This is a genomic window from uncultured Helcococcus sp., assembly GCF_946998255.1.
In the GTDB taxonomy this organism is placed as follows: domain Bacteria; phylum Bacillota; class Clostridia; order Tissierellales; family Peptoniphilaceae; genus Helcococcus.
Map to the genome: position 1 here is coordinate 1 of NZ_CAMPYN010000026.1, position 16,515 is coordinate 16,515.

Below are 16,515 nucleotides of genomic sequence, written 5' to 3' on the forward strand. Positions count from 1 at the left end.
GAAAGTGGGATTGAAAATAAAATGTAGTATTTATTACTACAACTACATTATACGAAGGAGAAAAAATGAAAAAAGATACTATTCAAGCTAAAAGTTTTTCAATAGAAATCTACACTGAGGATTTTAAAAACGATTATATTAGTCTAACCGATATCGCTAAGTACAAGAGTGATGAACCAAATGATGTTATTCGTAACTGGATTAGAGGAAAAGATACTATTGAGTTTCTAGTTTATGGGAGACTCTTAATAATCCTAGTTTTAAACGCGTCGAATTCGACGGGTTTAAAATGCAAGTGAAGCGGATATGCTTAATGTCTCTTTATTTAATAAAAGAGCCAAAGAGTGGAGGAAAGAGAATCCCGATTTAAAAGGAAATATAAGGGATTATGCCAGCTTAGAAGAGTTATTAGTTTTAGCAAATATGGAAAGTTATAATGCTATTATGATTGAAAAAGCTATGAATCAAAAGGATAGAATGATTGAGCTAAGGAATTTGGCAAAGAGACAGTTGATATCTTTAGAGAAAATTGCTGATAAAGGAATAAAAAAGTTATATTAATTTATTTGACTTTATATTAAACAGAGAAGAGGTTTTAATGCACAACACTAAAAATATTTCAAAAATAGATGCCCACATACATTTGATTCCTGACGATGTCATTGAAGCATATAGAGATTACGATGGGAAGTTTATTGTAAATGGATCAGTAAAAGATTATATATCTTTGATGAAAAAGTATAATATAGAAAAAGCATTCATCATGCCCTTTAATGACCCAGCTATGCTTTCAATGACTTTCACAGTTGAGTCAGTCCATGATAATTTATTGGAGATGGTAAGACAATATCCGGGAATTCTTTATTGTTTTGCTGATATTGATATTAGAAGGGATATCAATGATACACTTAAAGAACTTGACCGAGTTTTCAAACACGAAAGCTTTATTGGTATTAAACTTCATCCAACAAATACGGGATATCCAATTGATGGCTATTATTATGACAAGGTATTTGAGTATGCTCAAGCAAATAATATTCTTCTAGAAATACATTCTTATCCAAGAGAAAGCTTAAAAGATGATGTCTGTTCTCCAGGTCGAATTAAAATAATGTTAGAAAAGTATCCCAATGCAAAAGTTTCTATTGCCCACATGGGTGGTTTTCAATTTGATGAATTATTAGGGACGAATGTTTATGTTAATTTATCAGCCATACTAACAGATTTAGTTGACAGGTATGGCATAGGAAAAACTGAGGAAATAATCCGTTCATTTGGAATCGATAAAGTAATATTTGCTAGTGATTATCCTGACAATAGAGTATTAAAAGCTAATGATATTTATGATAAATATTTTGAAATATTAGATAAAATGAACTTTAATCAAGAAGAAATGGAAAAAATTTGCAGAGCTAATGCACTAAAATTGTTTGGACTATAAAAGTAAAACTCTAGATATTTTTTTATATATCAAATTAAACAAAGGGAATATAATTATGAAAAAATGGATATCAGGCACAATAATTGCAATAATTATTGTAATGTTTATATATATTTTATTTATTTCAAAAATTCTATTTGAAAAGAATGTAGATAAATACATATCAAGTGAAGGAATAAGTGCAGAAGAGATAATAGAAAAGAAAATATATAGAGATAGTAAGCAGGGAGGATATATTGCAAAAATAAGGTTTAAGAAGGATAGAAACTACAATTATATTTTTGAACTGCATGGATATAATCCGTTGGAATATTTTGATTATAACAATATAAATATTTCTATATATGACAATGAAAATGCAGAATATACTATAAGTAAAGTCTTAGAGAAACCAATTTATTTTATTGAAGATTAAAAGACAATATGGACGAAATTTCAAATAAATATTGGGATAAAGATTCATCATGATTTTATGTTATGGTTCTATTTAATAAAAAAAATGATAAAGCTAAAGCAAATTATTTAGAAATTGAACTTTCTAAGAATGCAGGTTATAGTAATTGGGATGGATAAAAATATGTAAGCATCTATTGTATTGAGTGGATGCTTTTTCTATCCTTTAATGTATATAAAGTATAAGGTTAAGAGAATAATAGTCTATCAATAGTCTATTATTCTCTTTATTCTTTTACCAAACATTATATTATCCCAAGTCGATTTAACTGTTCTATCACTGTTGCACTGTAGTGTATAATTGGAATCATCTGAAACTATCCCTTTGTATTTAGCGCCAATTTTTAAATTAGCTGTGACAAGTTCCTTTTTATCAGGATATTTTATAAATATTTCACTTTCAAAATTTGGATAAAATATTTCTTTTGTAACTGCGACAATTTTTACACCTTCAGGTGAGGAAGGCTTAAGCTCATAATAAGTCCTATCATTTATCCAATTAAGTATATCAAAAAGTAAAATTAGGAGAATAATGGAACATACGGTAAGAATAGGGTGTTTTTTTATAAATGAAAAAATAGAATTTTTAATATTTAATAATACATTCATATATTCTCCTTGACTGTATTTATTATATCGCATTTACAATGAAAAGTAATTATAAATTATAGACCTTATATAATGACAGTGTATTGACCTTGCACGAATATTTGTATATAATTATCCTAAAGGAGATGATAAAATGACTACAACAAATTTAAATATTAGAACAGATAAAGAAATAAAAGAAACCGCAGAAAAAATTTATTCTAGTCTAGGCTTAAATATGACTACTGCAATTAATATGTTTTTAAGGGCGAGTATTAGAGAAAGAGGAATTCCTTTTGAGTTAAAACTTGACATTCCGAGTGATGAAACCATAAAAGCTATAGAAGAGGGAAGAAAGATAGCAAATGATAAGAATGTTAGATCTTACGATAATATTGATGATTTGAGGAAAGATCTTGAAGTATAGTATAAAGTTTACAAAGAGATTTAAAAAAGACCTAAAGCAAGTTAAAAAACAAGGAAAAGATCTTGAAAAACTGTTCGCCGTTATTGAGAAAATAGCAAAAGATGAGACACTTGATGAAAAATATAGAGATCATCCATTAGCTGGAAATTACAAAGGGACACGAGAATGTCATATAGAGCCCGACTTTTTGCTGATATATGAAAAAATAGAAGAGGTATTAGTATTATCTTTAGTAAGGACTGGCTCACACTCAGATTTGTTTAAGTAGCAAACAGTATCTTTAACCCTGTAGAAAAAACACGTAGCTTTTTTATTAAGAAACCATGCCAAGAAAACTAAAGACTCTTGCTCTTATCAAGTTGGGCAGAGTTAGTTAAATGAAGGGTTAGCAAAAAACATGAGAAAGAAGAATAAAAATTTGAAAGGTTAAACAAATTAATAGGTAAAATTATGATAATAGACAGTTTTGATAAAGACACAGAGCCAGTTATAAGTTTAAAAGACTTTTATGGAGAAAAGAAAAATATTGCAGAAAAATGCTTGATAATATTTTCGAAAAGCCTGCTAGATTATTTGCTCGATAATTTTGAATGCCAAGAAATTGGAACTATAGAAGCCGCAAATGGATCAAGGGCAGTATATAAAAGCACCTTTGAAGGTCAAGAATTTGTATTTTACCTAACAATGATTGGTTCAGCCCTTGCCTCAACAGATTGTGTAGAAGTAAATTGGATTACAGGCGCAAATAAATTTATTATGTTTGGATCTTGTGGTAGCCTTGATAAGGAAAAAACTTTTGGAAAGTATATTATACCCACAGAAGCTTATAGGGGTGAGGGAGCATCTTATTATTATGCAGCTCCTTCAGATTACCTTGATATTAAAAATCACGATAAAGTTGAAGAGTTTTTTATCAAGGAGAAAGCTCCACATACCAAGGGAAAGGTATGGACTACAGATGTTATGATTCGTGAAACTCGTGGACTTGTCTCAAAGAGAAAGTCTGAGGGATGTATAGCAGTAGAGATGGAACTTGCAGGTGTTCAAGCGGCTTGTGATTTTTATGGATTTGAGCTTTATAACTTTCTTGAAGCAGGTGATGTGTTAAATGAGAGCTCTTATGAAGTTGAAGGTCTCCATAGTGCTAACCACGATCTTGGAAAGTTGTATTTAGCTTTAAAATTATTAAAAGAAATATAAAATAAATTATAGTGAGATTATAAGAGATTAAATTAATGGAGGTTATACTATGGATTGCAGAAAAATAAACGATGCAGTATATATCAGAATGGACAAAGGTGATGAAATTATTGGAGGCATCTTAGATGTCTGCAGGAAGGAAAAAATTAAGTCCGCTATCTTCAGTGGTATAGGTGGATTAGGTAAAGCTGAAATACAGACCCTTATACCAGAAACTAATGAATTTGAGACTAGAACAATCAATGGTCTGCTTGAACTTGTATCTATGACTGGAAATATTATTTCTGATGAAGATGGAGAAATCTATCAACATACACATGCCATGGTTTCCTACAAAGAGGACGGAAAGCACTGCGTTGCAGGAGGTCATATTAAATCACTTACTGTTTCCTATACTGCAGAGATTGAGTTAAGACCGGTTATTGGTGGAGTGATAAATAGAAAATATGATCCAGAAACAGGCACCGGATTTTGGAAATTTGAAGATTAATGTTGATGAATTATAGATTTGATTAACAATTTTAGAATTGGCTATTAACATTGAAAATCCCCAGATGACACCATCATCTGGGGATAAAACTTTTTAAAATAATATTGATTATTTTAAGTTAATATTCTTTTCTCCATCTATAATATTTATATGTAATGGCTTATTTTCATAACCATTACCTGTCAAAATCAATTCTGCACCATCATCCAGTTTATAAACATTAGCAATTGAATCATATACTCGTTCTTCTTCTTTCAATCTTTCTAAATGTTCAAAATCTTTCCAATCTACATTATCCTTGCCTTTTTCTTCAATAAACTTTATTACATCTTCTGTTGTTGAGACTTGTTTTTTTGAGCATGCAATCATTGTAAATGATAACACTACAAACAAAAGTAAAGCTAATATTTTTTTTCATTTTTCCTCCTAATATACAATATTTAGTTAATTTATTTCCTTAATATTTTGCATGCAAATTCTTTAGTTTACTATACTAAAATAATTCTATTTTATCTCTTTTATTATTTTATGATCAGAGTCGTATAAAGTTATTCCTTCTGGTTTTGTCTCATATGATGTTCCAATTAATAATAAATAATTTGAATCTGACAAATAATATTGTTCTAAAATTAAACCACTTCCAACATCTTCATGTTTCAAATGTTCAAAATCTTTCCAATCTACATTATCCTTGCCTTTTTCTTCAATAAACTTTATTACATCTTCTGTTGTTGATATTTGCTTATTTGTGCAAGCCGCCATATTAAATGATAATAGTATAAGGATAAATAGAAATAAAGTTTTCTTCATAAAAACCTCCCTAATATTAAATTACTAATTGTACTAGTATTAATAAAATAGTTAGAGTTTGTTTTCTAATACTAAAAACAAATTCGTTATGTAATCATCTTGATAAGATTTTATCAATAAATAATAAAATATTCAATAGTTTTGTTATATATTAATAATGTGCTAAATAATTCAAAAAAGTAGTTTCTTTACAAATACATCTATTAGTAGCTTATTACTTGCACATTATTTTATCTGATAGAAATTTTATATGCATAAATTTATAATCATATATCTTAAAAAATGGTATTATTATAGTAAGAATAATTAAAAATGGATTTTGGGAGGTAGTTCTATGGAAAAAATTAGAAGAATGTTACCATATTTGTTTGTAATCATTCTTGCCTTTTACTTATTACCATTCCTAATTAAAGATACTGGAAGTGGTATGTTTATTTTAATGTTTGGAATTCCAATTATATGCTTAACAGTCTCACTGATTTATGGGATAAAAAATTCTTTCTATTGGTTATTTTCCATGCTTGTAAGCTTGCTATTTATTCCAAGTTTATTTATCTTTTACAACGAGAGTGCAGTTATTTATATATTGGTATATGGCATAATTTCACTAGTAGCTAACTTTATTGGAGGGTTGCTTTCTGAGAGAAATTAGAAAGTTTTTGATTTTATTTGAGATAATTTTCAGGTATTTACTAGGTTTTCTCAACAAGAACTTATCTTAATATAATGGACAGAGAAGGCGTAAAATATTTTAACTTATGGAAGGTATTTATGAGATACATATCTACTACAGATAGAAAAGAATATTCTTATTTATTAGAACTTTTAGATACAATGAGTGGATATATTGCTAATTATAAATGGCTAATAACAGATGTTGAGGCCTACCCTTTGAATAATGAGTTATTTGATTTAATTAATGAAAAAGATTATATTATTTTATCAACAGATAAGTTAATCGATTATTTGAAAAAAGAAAATTTCCAATGGATATGGGCTGTTTTCTCCGCTATACCAGAAACTATTTCAGATGAAGAAATATTGACCTATAAACTTCCTAAAGCAAGAGATAATTATCATATTTATGAAGATGATCTTGCTATAATTCAACAGCCATTAGCTGAAATTGAAATAGTAGCAGAAGATTCTTCATCTATTTTTATTGTTACAGATAAAAAAGAAATATTAGAGAGATTTAAAAAATATATCCAAGTTGTAAACGAAATTATTAAATAGAAATAGAACATATAAATAAAAAATTTACTTAAATATAGATCCAAGTATAAAAATATTAAGAAAGGAAGGAATGTCTATGAAAAAACTAAAATATATAATTATTACAATATGTACATTACTCCTATTAACAGCTTGCCAACAAAGCAAAAAGGATCAAAAGTTAGCTGATATATTGGATTTTCAAGAAGATAAGATAAAAAATATTATAGTCGAGACAACTATGACCAAGAACAAGTCAGACCTAGTTCTAGAAAAGAAAGATTATAAAAAGTTTTTAGACAAGATTTCAGCCTATAATATTGTAGAAATAGAAAACGACAAGAAAAAAGGTTGGCAATATGCAATAAAAATAGAAGCTGACGAAGAGGTTCAATTTACAATAATGGACAATAAAATTTATCTAGATGATAAAATGTATATTTCAGACAACTTAGATAAAAATGATTTATTATATTTGTTTGAAAATAGATAAAAGAATTTGAAATTACCTGAGGAGTTAATTATGGAAATCATGGAAACAGAGCGTTTAATACTTAGAGTTCCTACTTTAAATGATTTTGATGAACTATATTCAGTTCACGCGAATCCCGAAACTAATATTTTTAATCCGGGATGGGAAAAACCAAGTAGAGAAAAATACATGAAGATTTTAAATGAAATTATTGAACATCATAAAAAGCATGGATTTGGATATTATTCTTTAGTGGATAAAGCTGATAACAAAGTTTTTGGTTTGTGCGGTTTAAGATTTACAACAATAAAAGATGAAAAGTATTTGAATCTTTATTATAGAATAGATCCATTTAAAACAAGAAAGGGTTTTGTAAAAGAAGCAGCTACTAAAATTATTAATACTATAACTAAACAATTAAATAATGAATATAAAGTAGTTGCATTAACTTTAGATAAAAATATTCCTTCAAGAAAAACGGCAGAATCATTAGGATTAAAATATAATAAAGATTTTGATAATTTAGATGGAGAAGGAAACGTATATTACTTTAATTAACAATAATAATATAAATATAAACACAAAATATATGGGTTCAATTTTCAATTTAAGATTGAGGATTGTACCCGTTTTTGTTATTAATTATTCGATAATCTTTTACGAAAATATCCATTTGTAATTGCTACAATATCACTGATAATAAAGCCCTCAACTTCTATGAATGATTGAGGATAGAACAACATGGGTATGTTAAATATTAATAATGTATAAATTAAAAAGAACTAAAGGAGAATAAAATGAAAAAGAAATTTGTATTGACATTACTGATAGGCACGCTATTTTTAACGGCATGTAGTAGTGATAATAAAGAAAAAGTTGAAAATTCAGATGTTGAAACAACTAACAAGCAAAAGGAAACAAACACAGCTAAGGAACAAACCAAAAATAAATCAAATCAAGCTCAAGGAACAGAAAATGAAAATGCAGTCTACAAAATAGGTGAAACTCTAGATATGGAAAGTTTTGAATGGGAAGTTCCTTATCAAATAACTGTAAAATCTGTTGATATCACAAGAGAATACAATGGAGAAGATATAACTGAATATGTTGCAAATGCTCGTGAAACGAATAATTTTTTTGTAGCGAAAACTATTATTAAAAATACAGGTGATGAAGCTATTATACCTGGAGAATATGTTAATCCAAAGTTAGGTGAAGATTTAGCGGGTAATGGAGAGCAATTCGTCTTTGAGTTATCAGAAGAAAAACTTTCTAAAGAACTTGCTCCAGGTGAAGAAGTAGAACTTGACTTTGTGTTTTTAAAAAATCTTGAACATCTTGAAGATCCAAATGGTAATTTCTTCTTACACTTTGAAGGATTTACAGGTAATCAAAAATCTTACGCTGTGCCTACAAAATAACTTAAGAGAAAAGAGTGCCTAAAATGGACTTCGCCATATATAAATTTCCCTACGGATTCCTAAAAATCGGATATCAGGGAGATACCTTGAAAATACTCCAAAGGACTCAAAATCCAATTGATAATGATAGAAAGACAGACTTTACAGACCTTGTATATAAAGAAATAATAGAATACCTGAATGGCGAGAGAATATCCTTTGATTTTCCTTATGAATTAGAAGGAACAGATTTTCAGAAAAAAGTCTGGAAGGAGCTTGCTCGCATACCTTATGGAGAAACACGCACCTATAAAGAAATAGCAAGTGCTATAGGAAATAAAAACGCAAGCCGTGCAGTAGGAATGGCTAACAACAAAAACCCCATTATGATAGTTGTACCTTGCCACAGAGTCATAGGTGGGAATGGGAAACTTGTTGGCTATGCTGGTGGTATAGATATGAAAAAAGACCTCTTAGATTTGGAGCAGAGGGTTAGAGAGAAAATAGAATAGAAATTAAAAAGCTTTTGAGTTTGAAAAACTGAAAGCTTTTTTTATCTAAATCTATTGTTCCGATAAAAAGATAACTTAATGATATAATAAAAGAGACTAAAAGCTAAAATATTAAGGCAGCGAGTAAACATGGCAGAAACACTATATCTAATGAGACATGAAGGAACTCTTTGCATAAAAGTAGTGTAAGCAAGATAAAAAAGACCCTATACTTGCAGTAGACCATTGGGTAGCAAATTACCTATTTTTCTCTAGCTTAGAGAACCCTAAAGAAATTAAATATTCAACAGCAAATTGTTCATAATTAAATTGAAATATGATAATGGAACATTCATCATTGAGGATACGATGATCCTTTGAATGATTAAATACGTAAATTTACTATATTATAAGGAGAAACCATGCAAAGACTCACCACCTTATATATCTTAAAAGTTCTAGAAAAATATGCTACAGGCAAAAAATTAAAGCGTAGCGAGATTTTAGATCACTTGAAAAAAGACTACGACATTGATATAACCAGAAAAACCTTATACAACCAAATCCTTGACCTTCAGACCCTTGAACTAATTGACGAAAATGAACAAGTTATAGGGGGGAGTGTTTTAAGTGATGAGGATAGGAGATATCTGATAGATGCAGCTATTTATGATAGCCAAATTCCTTTAGAAGCTTCAAAAAGAATTATAGATAAGCTTATGGCAGACTTAGGCCACGATGATAGAAAAAGGTATAAGCATCATATAAACTACGAAAAAGCCAACCATTCTAAAAATGAAGATACCTATAAGCATATAAAAATCATTGAAGAGGCCATTGATCAAGAAAAGAAGATAAAAATTAGAGTGTTCAAAATCAACAGATATAAAGAATATATCGAGCACTATGAAACGGTCTTAAGTCCCTATTTTATAACTATTTCGCGTGGCCATTATTATTTAATTTGTTCTGCTGATAGATCTGACCAATTTGAAAATCGTAGGATTGATAGGATTATGAATGTTGAAATCCTTGATGAGAAGGCTATACCTTATGAAGAGGCTATAGAAAATGGAAAGGGATTCAACCAAGGTGAATTTATAAGTAAAAAACTTTACATGATGACAGGTAAAAATGAGAGGATTGTCATTAGACTTAAGGAAGAATACCTGAAATATATAGTTGATGGAATAGGAATGAATTTTTCCTTGGTTACCAACAAGGAAAATCCAGAAGACATGGTAGACATCGCCTTCCATATGAGTGAAGAATCATTTCTCCATTTCGCTATACAATATGGGTATCTTTTAGAAGTGGTAAGTCCACAGACTTTAAGAGATAAACTTAAAGATTTTACAAAACATATGATAAAAAAATATATAGATTCTTAAGATGGGTAACTAAATACTCATCTCTTTTTATATACTCATAATGTAGAAAAGATGAGAATAAAAAATAAGGAGCTTTATATGAAGAAATACACATTTACATACGAAAATAAAAAACAAGAAATTGTAAAATATGGCCTATGTGACAAAGATTTTAACAAGATAACAGATGCTATTTATGAAGATGTAAAAGCTTCAAGTTTTGGTTTAACACCGGTAAAAAGAAATGACCTTTGGGGATTTGTTGATGAAAATGGTAAAGAAGTTATTGAATGTAAATATTATGATGTAAAAAACTTCGAAGAAAATGGAACCTGCATAGTTAAATTAAAAAGCAATAATAGCTCTCACGTGCTAATAAATAGGCAAGGCGAAGTTGTAATAGACACAAGTCCTGTAAAATCTATTATTGAAGACCACGTTGGTTACTTCAGAATTGAACCATTTAATGGCAAAGACACCACAATTGCACAAATAGCAAGGATGAAAGTTCTGGTAAACGATAAAGGTGAACTTATTTCCGAACAATATAGCGAGTTATATTATCTTGATGATTATGAAATGTATCTTGGTGTAAAAGATACTCCATTAACAGTAATTGATAAAAATGAAAAAGTAATGTTCAATCCAAAAAGATCTTATAGTGAGATCTATTATCCAGATAAAGAATATGGCAGAGTTCTAGTAACAAAAGACTTCAAATGCGGTTTTGTTGATTTTGAAGGAAATGAAGTTATACCTTTAACATATGATTCAGTACATGAATTTACTGACGGGCTTTCACTTGCTTGCATCGATGATAAATATGGATATATAGATGTAGATGGAAATGTGATAATTGAATTAAAATATACAGTAGCTGAACCATTCATGCATGGACTTGCACCGGTAAAGGAGGATGGAAACTATTACTATATAAATAAATCGGGACAAAAACAATTTGATCAAGAATATAAACTAGCTGGAAGATTTTATTCATCAGGCTATGCAAAAATAACAACCCTAGACGGTGAAAATGCCATAATAAATACAAAGGGGGAAATCCAATTTAAATATTCTGACCAAATGGAAATCGATGATTTTACATTCAAGGATATTACAACATATAGGTTTGATGACCATGTCGGCTTAATCGACAAGGATGGTAACAAATCACCTCATCCATATATAGATAGGATATATTTAAATAGGGACTCTGATGTAAATCTTTATGTAGGTAAATCTGGTAAGTACGGATATATACGTGACAATGGTGATATTGTAATGCCGGATATTTTTGATGATGCAACTGAGGCTGATGCTGATAATCATGCCTTTATTAAATCTTATGTACCTGAATTAGATGAAAGGGTATGTGCTTACATGAATATAGAAACCCTAGACTATAAAACTTTGAATGATAAGTTTAACTTTAATACCTTTGATAAAGATACTGGATACTCCGTTGTGAGAAACTACCGAGGACTTTATGAAATAATGGATGAAAACTTTGAAAAAGTAAGCGACAAGCTATACTCCTTCCTTTCATCATTCCATGATGGATACGCAATTGCAAGTCCTTACCCAGGTTACAATTTAATTGATAAAAACGGTAATGAAATAGATACAAATGAAGATGTTGAAATAGACTACTATAGTAAAAAAATTGTCTTTGAAAAAAAGAAATAATGTGAAATTTGAACACACCCGAGAGGGTGTGTTTTACTTTTATAGTTACAAGCTTATAAATAAGGTATTCAAGCTAACTTACAAAAGATATTCTAAAAAATGATATAATTATTTATATATTAAATATTTATAAGGAATAAATTATGAAAAGAAAAGACTGGCCTAGATGGTTAACAAATAAGAATATAGAAAAATACAACTATGCTAGCTTTGTTGGCTACCAAGAGGGATATTTTACTATTATACTTGAAGATTTTAACAACCAATATGATAAGAAAAAAATTAAAGTCATATGGGACAATATCTATTCCTATACAGTAGCAAATGAATCTTATCGTGAAGATATGTGGATAGAAGACAATAGAGACTACTGGCCCTTCTACAAGTTAGAAGATTCACCAGCTATTTCAAATTTTAAATCAATAAATACTATTTACCAAGATGGTCCAGTTTTTCACTATATCATTGTCGGTGAGGAAGTTGTAGAAGTTTTAACTGATAAAGATCCAGAAATTATAATAATTGATAATGAAAATAATGCTATAAAAGAATTTTCAGAAATTACCGGTGAATACGTGGATAAAATCAACGGTCAGACAAGATTTGGATTTAGTTTGAGTGAGAATGAAGATTTTTATGATATTCAAAATATCATGGAACATGATGGTTATTATAAAGGATCCGTCATAAAATTTTATGATTTTGAAAAAGCTGAAGTATCTACACCTTTTGAATTGGAGAAAAACATCCAATACGGTTCACCAATTTATATAGATTATAGCTATTATTTTTTACGAGCAGATTACAATAAAAAACTTGTGACTATTTATGAATATTATCCTCAAAAATATTTAAATCAAATAAAAGAATTTGAAATGGATAAATTAAATTTATATAATCTTGGGCTAGTAGGTGAAGAACTTCATTTGGTGAGCGATGATAACAAACTTGAAATCTACTACCCTTATAGGAAAACAATAGATTTAAATGGCAATGAAAGTCTTCTTTTTATAAAAGATAATAAACTTTATATTTTTGCTTGGATAGAAGAGGGCTGGGATGAAGAAAATTGGGGACCTGGTCCAGATTATGAATACTACCATAAATTTATGGTAAAGGATTTGGATGGAAAAACTATTTCAGAAAAAAGGGGAGACCTATTCCAACATATTGATGGGACTTGGTGGCTTTCTTAGGGAGAATAGTCAAAAGATAAGAAAAGTTTTTAAATGAATAAAGAAAAAGGAGTTTCAACAATGGATAAAAACAAATACGATTCCATATACGATATTATTTTATCTTCAAACAATATTGTTTTCTTTGGTGGGGCAGGTGTATCAACAGCAAGTGGAATTCCTGATTTCAGGTCAGCAACCGGCTTGTATAACAGAAAAAACGACACAGGATATAGTCCAGAATACATGCTAAGCCATGAGTTTTTAATAGATAATCCAGAAGGATTCAGTAAATACTATAAAGAAAATCTAATTTATGAAGATGCGAAACCAAGCGCTACCCATAAAGTCCTTGCAAGATTAGAAAAGATGGGCAAGCTAAAGGCTGTTGTTACTCAAAATATAGACAGTCTCCATCAGATGGCAGGAAGTAAAAATGTATTGGAAATCCATGGAAACTTAAGAGATTATTATTGTATGAATTGTGGGAAAAAATATAAGGCAGAGGATATCATTCCTACTAAGGGAGCCAATTATTGTGAATGTGGTGGCTATATTAGACCGGATGTCACCCTTTATGGTGAAGGCTTAAATCAAGATATTGTCAATCAAGCTGTTGTAGCAATTGCTAATGCTGATGTTTTGATAATAGGTGGAACATCCCTAGTTGTATATCCGGCAGCTAGCTTTATCAATTTCTATAGAGGGAATAAATGTATACTGATTAACAAAGAACAAGGCGGAAATGATGGCATAGCTGATTATCTAATCCATGATGATTTAGAGAAGTTTTTTAAAGGATTGGAAGAAAGGTTGGATAGATAAATTACTGGCCTTATATGTTGAAAATTCAAAGGAGCTAGGATGAAATACAAGGTATTATTTAGAATTGAAAAGTTAGAATTAGTAGATAAATTAAAAAATAAGATAAAAAATTTGAGAAATTACATGGATGAAGAAGGCCATGAGTATGCTATAGAGTTAGTATTTTCTGGAGATGTTGTGAAACATTTTGAAGGAGATTATTCTGACTTTATTCATCCGAAATTAGACGTAGCCTTATGTAACAATGCTCTTAATAATCACAATATGGATCCGATTAACGATAGAAATATAAGAACAGTTAAGGCCGGTATAGGTGAGATAATTGAGAGAAAAGCAGAGGGTTGGATAGAATTTACAATAGAATAATTTGAAAGCAACTTGATTTTTATCGAGTTGCTTCTTTTGATTAGAGGAAGGAAGAAGAATCACTTGTTTCCAAAACGGAAATAACTGTTAATGGTGGTAAAGACTATAATGCTACTTTATTTAAATGATGTGCAAAAAAATACTAAAAGCAAATCCGTCATCCCACACCTATGCTATAATTAATGGCAAGGAGACAATAATATGAACACTTATATAGAATTATTTATAACATTTTTTCAAATAGGCCTTTTCACCTTTGGTGGAGGCTATGCCATGTTACCCTTGCTTGAAAGGGAATTGGTTGATAAAAAAGGCTGGGTAAGCAAGGAAGAAATACTTGACTATTACGCTATAGGTCAAGCAACTCCAGGAATCATCGCCGTAAACACATCGACATTTTGTGGTGCAAAAAAAGCTGGTAATCTTGGTGGAATCATTGCGTCCTTAGGATTTATAAGTCCATCTATAATCATCATTACATTAATAGCAAACTTTTTAAAAGCATTTTCTCATATAAGCTACATACAAAATGCTTTCGCAGGTATAAGGGTTGCAGTATGCGCTTTAGTTTTAAATACTGTAATCAATCTAGTAAAGAAAAATGCAGATACAGGGATTAAATTTATTGTTTTCGCTTTGACTTTTATAGCTATAGCATCCTTAAATATTACTCCAGTGATAGTTGTGATATCCGTAGGAATATTTGGAATATTATTTGGAAGAAGGTAGATTATGTTAATACTAATGTGGGAATTTTTTAAGACAGGTCTTTTCTCAGTTGGAGGAGGCCTTGCGACAATACCATTTTTACAAGAAATGGCTCAAAAATATGACTGGTTTACAACAGAAGAGCTTTTGGACATGATAGCAGTTTCAGAATCCACACCTGGAGCAATTGGTATAAACTGCGCAAGCTATGCTGGCTACAAGGCTTATGGGTTTCCCGGTGCTATACTGGCAAGCCTTGCTTTGATCACCCCTGCAATCATTATAGTTCTCATTATTTCCAAAATAATATCTAAATTCAAAGAAAATAAGACAATAGGGGATATGTTTGAAATGCTAAGACCAGCAACAGCAGGTTTGATTTTTGGAGCTATGTTTTCAGTTGTGGTCTTGACCTTATTTAATGTTGAAGCATACAAACAAACAGGAAATTTCATAGATGTATTCAAATATGTTGAAATTGCAATTTTTGCTGCCTTTCTATTTATTTTAAGAAAATATAAAAAGATTCATCCTGTAGCTATAATAGCTTGTGGTGCTGCTTTGGGGATTATTTTTAAGTTGTAATATATTTGATAACTAAATAAGCATTAAGTATAAGTTAAGAAGAAGATTATTTTAATTTTATGATATGAGGTATTTTATATGAAAATAGCTTTAGCAGCCGTAGGTTTCATAACTAACGATATAGAATATAATTTAGGAAAAATAAAAGGTATAGTAAAAAAATATCATAAAGAAGTAGATTTAATCTTGTTTGGAGAAAGTTTTCTTCAAGGATTTGATTGCTTGACTTGGGAATATTCAAAAGATATAGAAATAGCTTTACATATAGATTCATATTCTATAAAAGAAATTAAAGATTTAGCTAGAGAATATCAAGTAGCTATTTCCTTTGGATATATAGAGAAAAGTGGTTATGAAATATACAGTAGTCAGCTAACAATAGATAAAGATGCACAAATTTTAGATAATTTTAGACGAGTATCTGCAGGATGGAAAGAACCAATTGCAGATTTCCACTATTGCGAAGGTGAAGTTTTTAGAAAATTTAATTATTTAAACAAATCTATTTCAGTAGCCTTGTGTGGTGATTTATGGTATGAAGAAAATTGTATTCAAATGAAGACATTAAATACTGACATAGTTTTGTGGCCTGTGTATACAGACTTTAACTTCCAAGAATGGAATGATGTTATAAAATATGAATATGCAGAACAAGCTGAAAAATGCGGAAAGAATCTTCTTTACGTTAATTCACATTGCTTGGATAAAGAAAGTCACAATATTGCAAGAGGTGGTGCTGCTTTATTTATTAATGGAAAAATCGAAAGTGAGATTTCTGCCGGAGAAGAGGATGTTCTTATTGTTGAGGTGTAA

At 29.7% G+C, this 16,515-nt stretch carries 23 protein-coding genes and 1 pseudogene; 21 read left to right on the forward strand and 3 right to left on the reverse strand.

Going from position 1 to position 16,515, the window contains the following annotated elements; all coding sequences use genetic code 11:
- The first annotated feature begins 65 nt into the window (after window positions 1–65).
- The 3 genes and pseudogenes from Q0U66_RS03345 to Q0U66_RS03355 all read left to right on the forward strand — a co-directional run bounded on the left by Q0U66_RS03345 (window position 66) and on the right by Q0U66_RS03355 (window position 1,856).
- A pseudogene (locus Q0U66_RS03345) lies at window positions 66–561 on the forward strand (KilA-N domain-containing protein).
- A gap of 37 nt (window positions 562–598) precedes the next feature.
- Window positions 599–1,441 (forward strand): amidohydrolase family protein, encoded by an 843-nt coding sequence (locus Q0U66_RS03350; protein ID WP_297377444.1) that lies wholly within the window; start codon window positions 599–601, stop codon window positions 1,439–1,441.
- Window positions 1,442–1,496: 55 nt separating this feature from the next.
- Complete coding sequence (locus tag Q0U66_RS03355; protein ID WP_297377446.1) at window positions 1,497–1,856, forward strand: DUF3139 domain-containing protein; 360 nt, start codon at window positions 1,497–1,499, stop codon at window positions 1,854–1,856.
- 245 nt (window positions 1,857–2,101) lie between these two features.
- Here the strand turns inward: Q0U66_RS03355 and Q0U66_RS03360 are convergent, their stop codons facing one another.
- Window positions 2,102–2,503 (reverse strand): hypothetical protein, encoded by a 402-nt coding sequence (locus Q0U66_RS03360; RefSeq protein ID WP_297377448.1) that lies wholly within the window; start codon window positions 2,501–2,503, stop codon window positions 2,102–2,104.
- 133 nt (window positions 2,504–2,636) lie between these two features.
- Between Q0U66_RS03360 and Q0U66_RS03365 the strand changes: the two genes are divergently transcribed.
- The 4 genes from Q0U66_RS03365 (at window position 2,637) to Q0U66_RS03380 (ending at window position 4,599) form a co-directional block, all read left to right on the forward strand.
- Window positions 2,637–2,909: a type II toxin-antitoxin system RelB/DinJ family antitoxin gene (locus Q0U66_RS03365; protein WP_297377450.1), complete on the forward strand. Its 273-nt coding sequence runs from the start codon at window positions 2,637–2,639 to the stop codon at window positions 2,907–2,909.
- Window positions 2,899–3,177 carry a type II toxin-antitoxin system YafQ family toxin gene (locus Q0U66_RS03370; RefSeq protein ID WP_297377452.1) on the forward strand — a complete coding sequence of 93 codons (279 nt, stop codon included), beginning with the start codon at window positions 2,899–2,901 and terminating at the stop codon, window positions 3,175–3,177. The genes Q0U66_RS03365 and Q0U66_RS03370 overlap by 11 nt, the downstream gene beginning before the upstream one ends.
- Window positions 3,178–3,359: 182 nt before the next feature.
- Entirely contained in the window at window positions 3,360–4,109 is a 750-nt protein-coding gene (locus Q0U66_RS03375) for a nucleoside phosphorylase (protein ID WP_297377454.1), read from the forward strand.
- A 49-nt stretch (window positions 4,110–4,158) separates the two neighbouring features.
- Window positions 4,159–4,599 carry a PPC domain-containing DNA-binding protein gene (locus Q0U66_RS03380; protein WP_297377456.1) on the forward strand — a complete coding sequence of 147 codons (441 nt, stop codon included), beginning with the start codon at window positions 4,159–4,161 and terminating at the stop codon, window positions 4,597–4,599.
- Between the two features lie 108 nt (window positions 4,600–4,707).
- On the opposite strand, the gene Q0U66_RS03385 is transcribed toward Q0U66_RS03380, so the two are convergent.
- Together Q0U66_RS03385 and Q0U66_RS03390 are read right to left on the reverse strand one after the other, a co-directional pair.
- Window positions 4,708–4,983 (reverse strand): hypothetical protein, encoded by a 276-nt coding sequence (locus tag Q0U66_RS03385; protein ID WP_297377458.1) that lies wholly within the window; start codon window positions 4,981–4,983, stop codon window positions 4,708–4,710.
- A gap of 120 nt (window positions 4,984–5,103) precedes the next feature.
- Complete coding sequence (locus Q0U66_RS03390) at window positions 5,104–5,409, reverse strand: hypothetical protein (protein WP_297377460.1); 306 nt, start codon at window positions 5,407–5,409, stop codon at window positions 5,104–5,106.
- A gap of 334 nt (window positions 5,410–5,743) precedes the next feature.
- Here Q0U66_RS03390 and Q0U66_RS03395 point away from each other — a divergent pair, with 334 nt between their 5' ends.
- From Q0U66_RS03395 to Q0U66_RS03460, 14 genes are all read left to right on the forward strand, one after another.
- On the forward strand, window positions 5,744–6,061 hold the full coding sequence (locus Q0U66_RS03395; protein WP_297377462.1) for a hypothetical protein: 318 nt from the start codon (window positions 5,744–5,746) through the stop codon (window positions 6,059–6,061).
- A gap of 74 nt (window positions 6,062–6,135) precedes the next feature.
- Window positions 6,136–6,645, forward strand: coding sequence for a hypothetical protein (locus tag Q0U66_RS03400; RefSeq protein ID WP_297377464.1), 510 nt, complete (start codon window positions 6,136–6,138; stop codon window positions 6,643–6,645).
- Between the two features lie 76 nt (window positions 6,646–6,721).
- Window positions 6,722–7,117, forward strand: coding sequence for a hypothetical protein (locus Q0U66_RS03405; RefSeq protein ID WP_297377466.1), 396 nt, complete (start codon window positions 6,722–6,724; stop codon window positions 7,115–7,117).
- A gap of 30 nt (window positions 7,118–7,147) precedes the next feature.
- A complete protein-coding gene (locus Q0U66_RS03410) occupies window positions 7,148–7,654 on the forward strand; it encodes a GNAT family N-acetyltransferase (protein ID WP_297377468.1) in 507 nt (168 codons plus the stop codon).
- A gap of 239 nt (window positions 7,655–7,893) precedes the next feature.
- Complete coding sequence (locus tag Q0U66_RS03415; protein ID WP_297377469.1) at window positions 7,894–8,517, forward strand: hypothetical protein; 624 nt, start codon at window positions 7,894–7,896, stop codon at window positions 8,515–8,517.
- Window positions 8,518–8,603: 86 nt separating this feature from the next.
- Entirely contained in the window at window positions 8,604–9,008 is a 405-nt protein-coding gene (locus tag Q0U66_RS03420) for a methylated-DNA--[protein]-cysteine S-methyltransferase (protein ID WP_297377471.1), read from the forward strand.
- Between the two features lie 401 nt (window positions 9,009–9,409).
- Window positions 9,410–10,378: a WYL domain-containing protein gene (locus Q0U66_RS03425; protein ID WP_297377473.1), complete on the forward strand. Its 969-nt coding sequence runs from the start codon at window positions 9,410–9,412 to the stop codon at window positions 10,376–10,378.
- A 78-nt stretch (window positions 10,379–10,456) separates the two neighbouring features.
- Window positions 10,457–12,043, forward strand: coding sequence for a WG repeat-containing protein (locus tag Q0U66_RS03430; RefSeq protein ID WP_297377476.1), 1,587 nt, complete (start codon window positions 10,457–10,459; stop codon window positions 12,041–12,043).
- 143 nt (window positions 12,044–12,186) lie between these two features.
- Window positions 12,187–13,239 (forward strand): hypothetical protein, encoded by a 1,053-nt coding sequence (locus Q0U66_RS03435; RefSeq protein WP_297377478.1) that lies wholly within the window; start codon window positions 12,187–12,189, stop codon window positions 13,237–13,239.
- A 60-nt stretch (window positions 13,240–13,299) separates the two neighbouring features.
- On the forward strand, window positions 13,300–14,043 hold the full coding sequence (locus Q0U66_RS03440) for an NAD-dependent protein deacylase (protein WP_297377487.1): 744 nt from the start codon (window positions 13,300–13,302) through the stop codon (window positions 14,041–14,043).
- 39 nt (window positions 14,044–14,082) lie between these two features.
- Window positions 14,083–14,409, forward strand: coding sequence for a hypothetical protein (locus Q0U66_RS03445; RefSeq protein WP_297377479.1), 327 nt, complete (start codon window positions 14,083–14,085; stop codon window positions 14,407–14,409).
- Between the two features lie 201 nt (window positions 14,410–14,610).
- On the forward strand, window positions 14,611–15,138 hold the full coding sequence (locus tag Q0U66_RS03450) for a chromate transporter (RefSeq protein ID WP_297377481.1): 528 nt from the start codon (window positions 14,611–14,613) through the stop codon (window positions 15,136–15,138).
- 3 nt (window positions 15,139–15,141) lie between these two features.
- Window positions 15,142–15,702: a chromate transporter gene (locus tag Q0U66_RS03455; protein WP_297377483.1), complete on the forward strand. Its 561-nt coding sequence runs from the start codon at window positions 15,142–15,144 to the stop codon at window positions 15,700–15,702.
- Window positions 15,703–15,780: 78 nt separating this feature from the next.
- Window positions 15,781–16,515: a carbon-nitrogen hydrolase family protein gene (locus tag Q0U66_RS03460; RefSeq protein WP_297377485.1), complete on the forward strand. Its 735-nt coding sequence runs from the start codon at window positions 15,781–15,783 to the stop codon at window positions 16,513–16,515.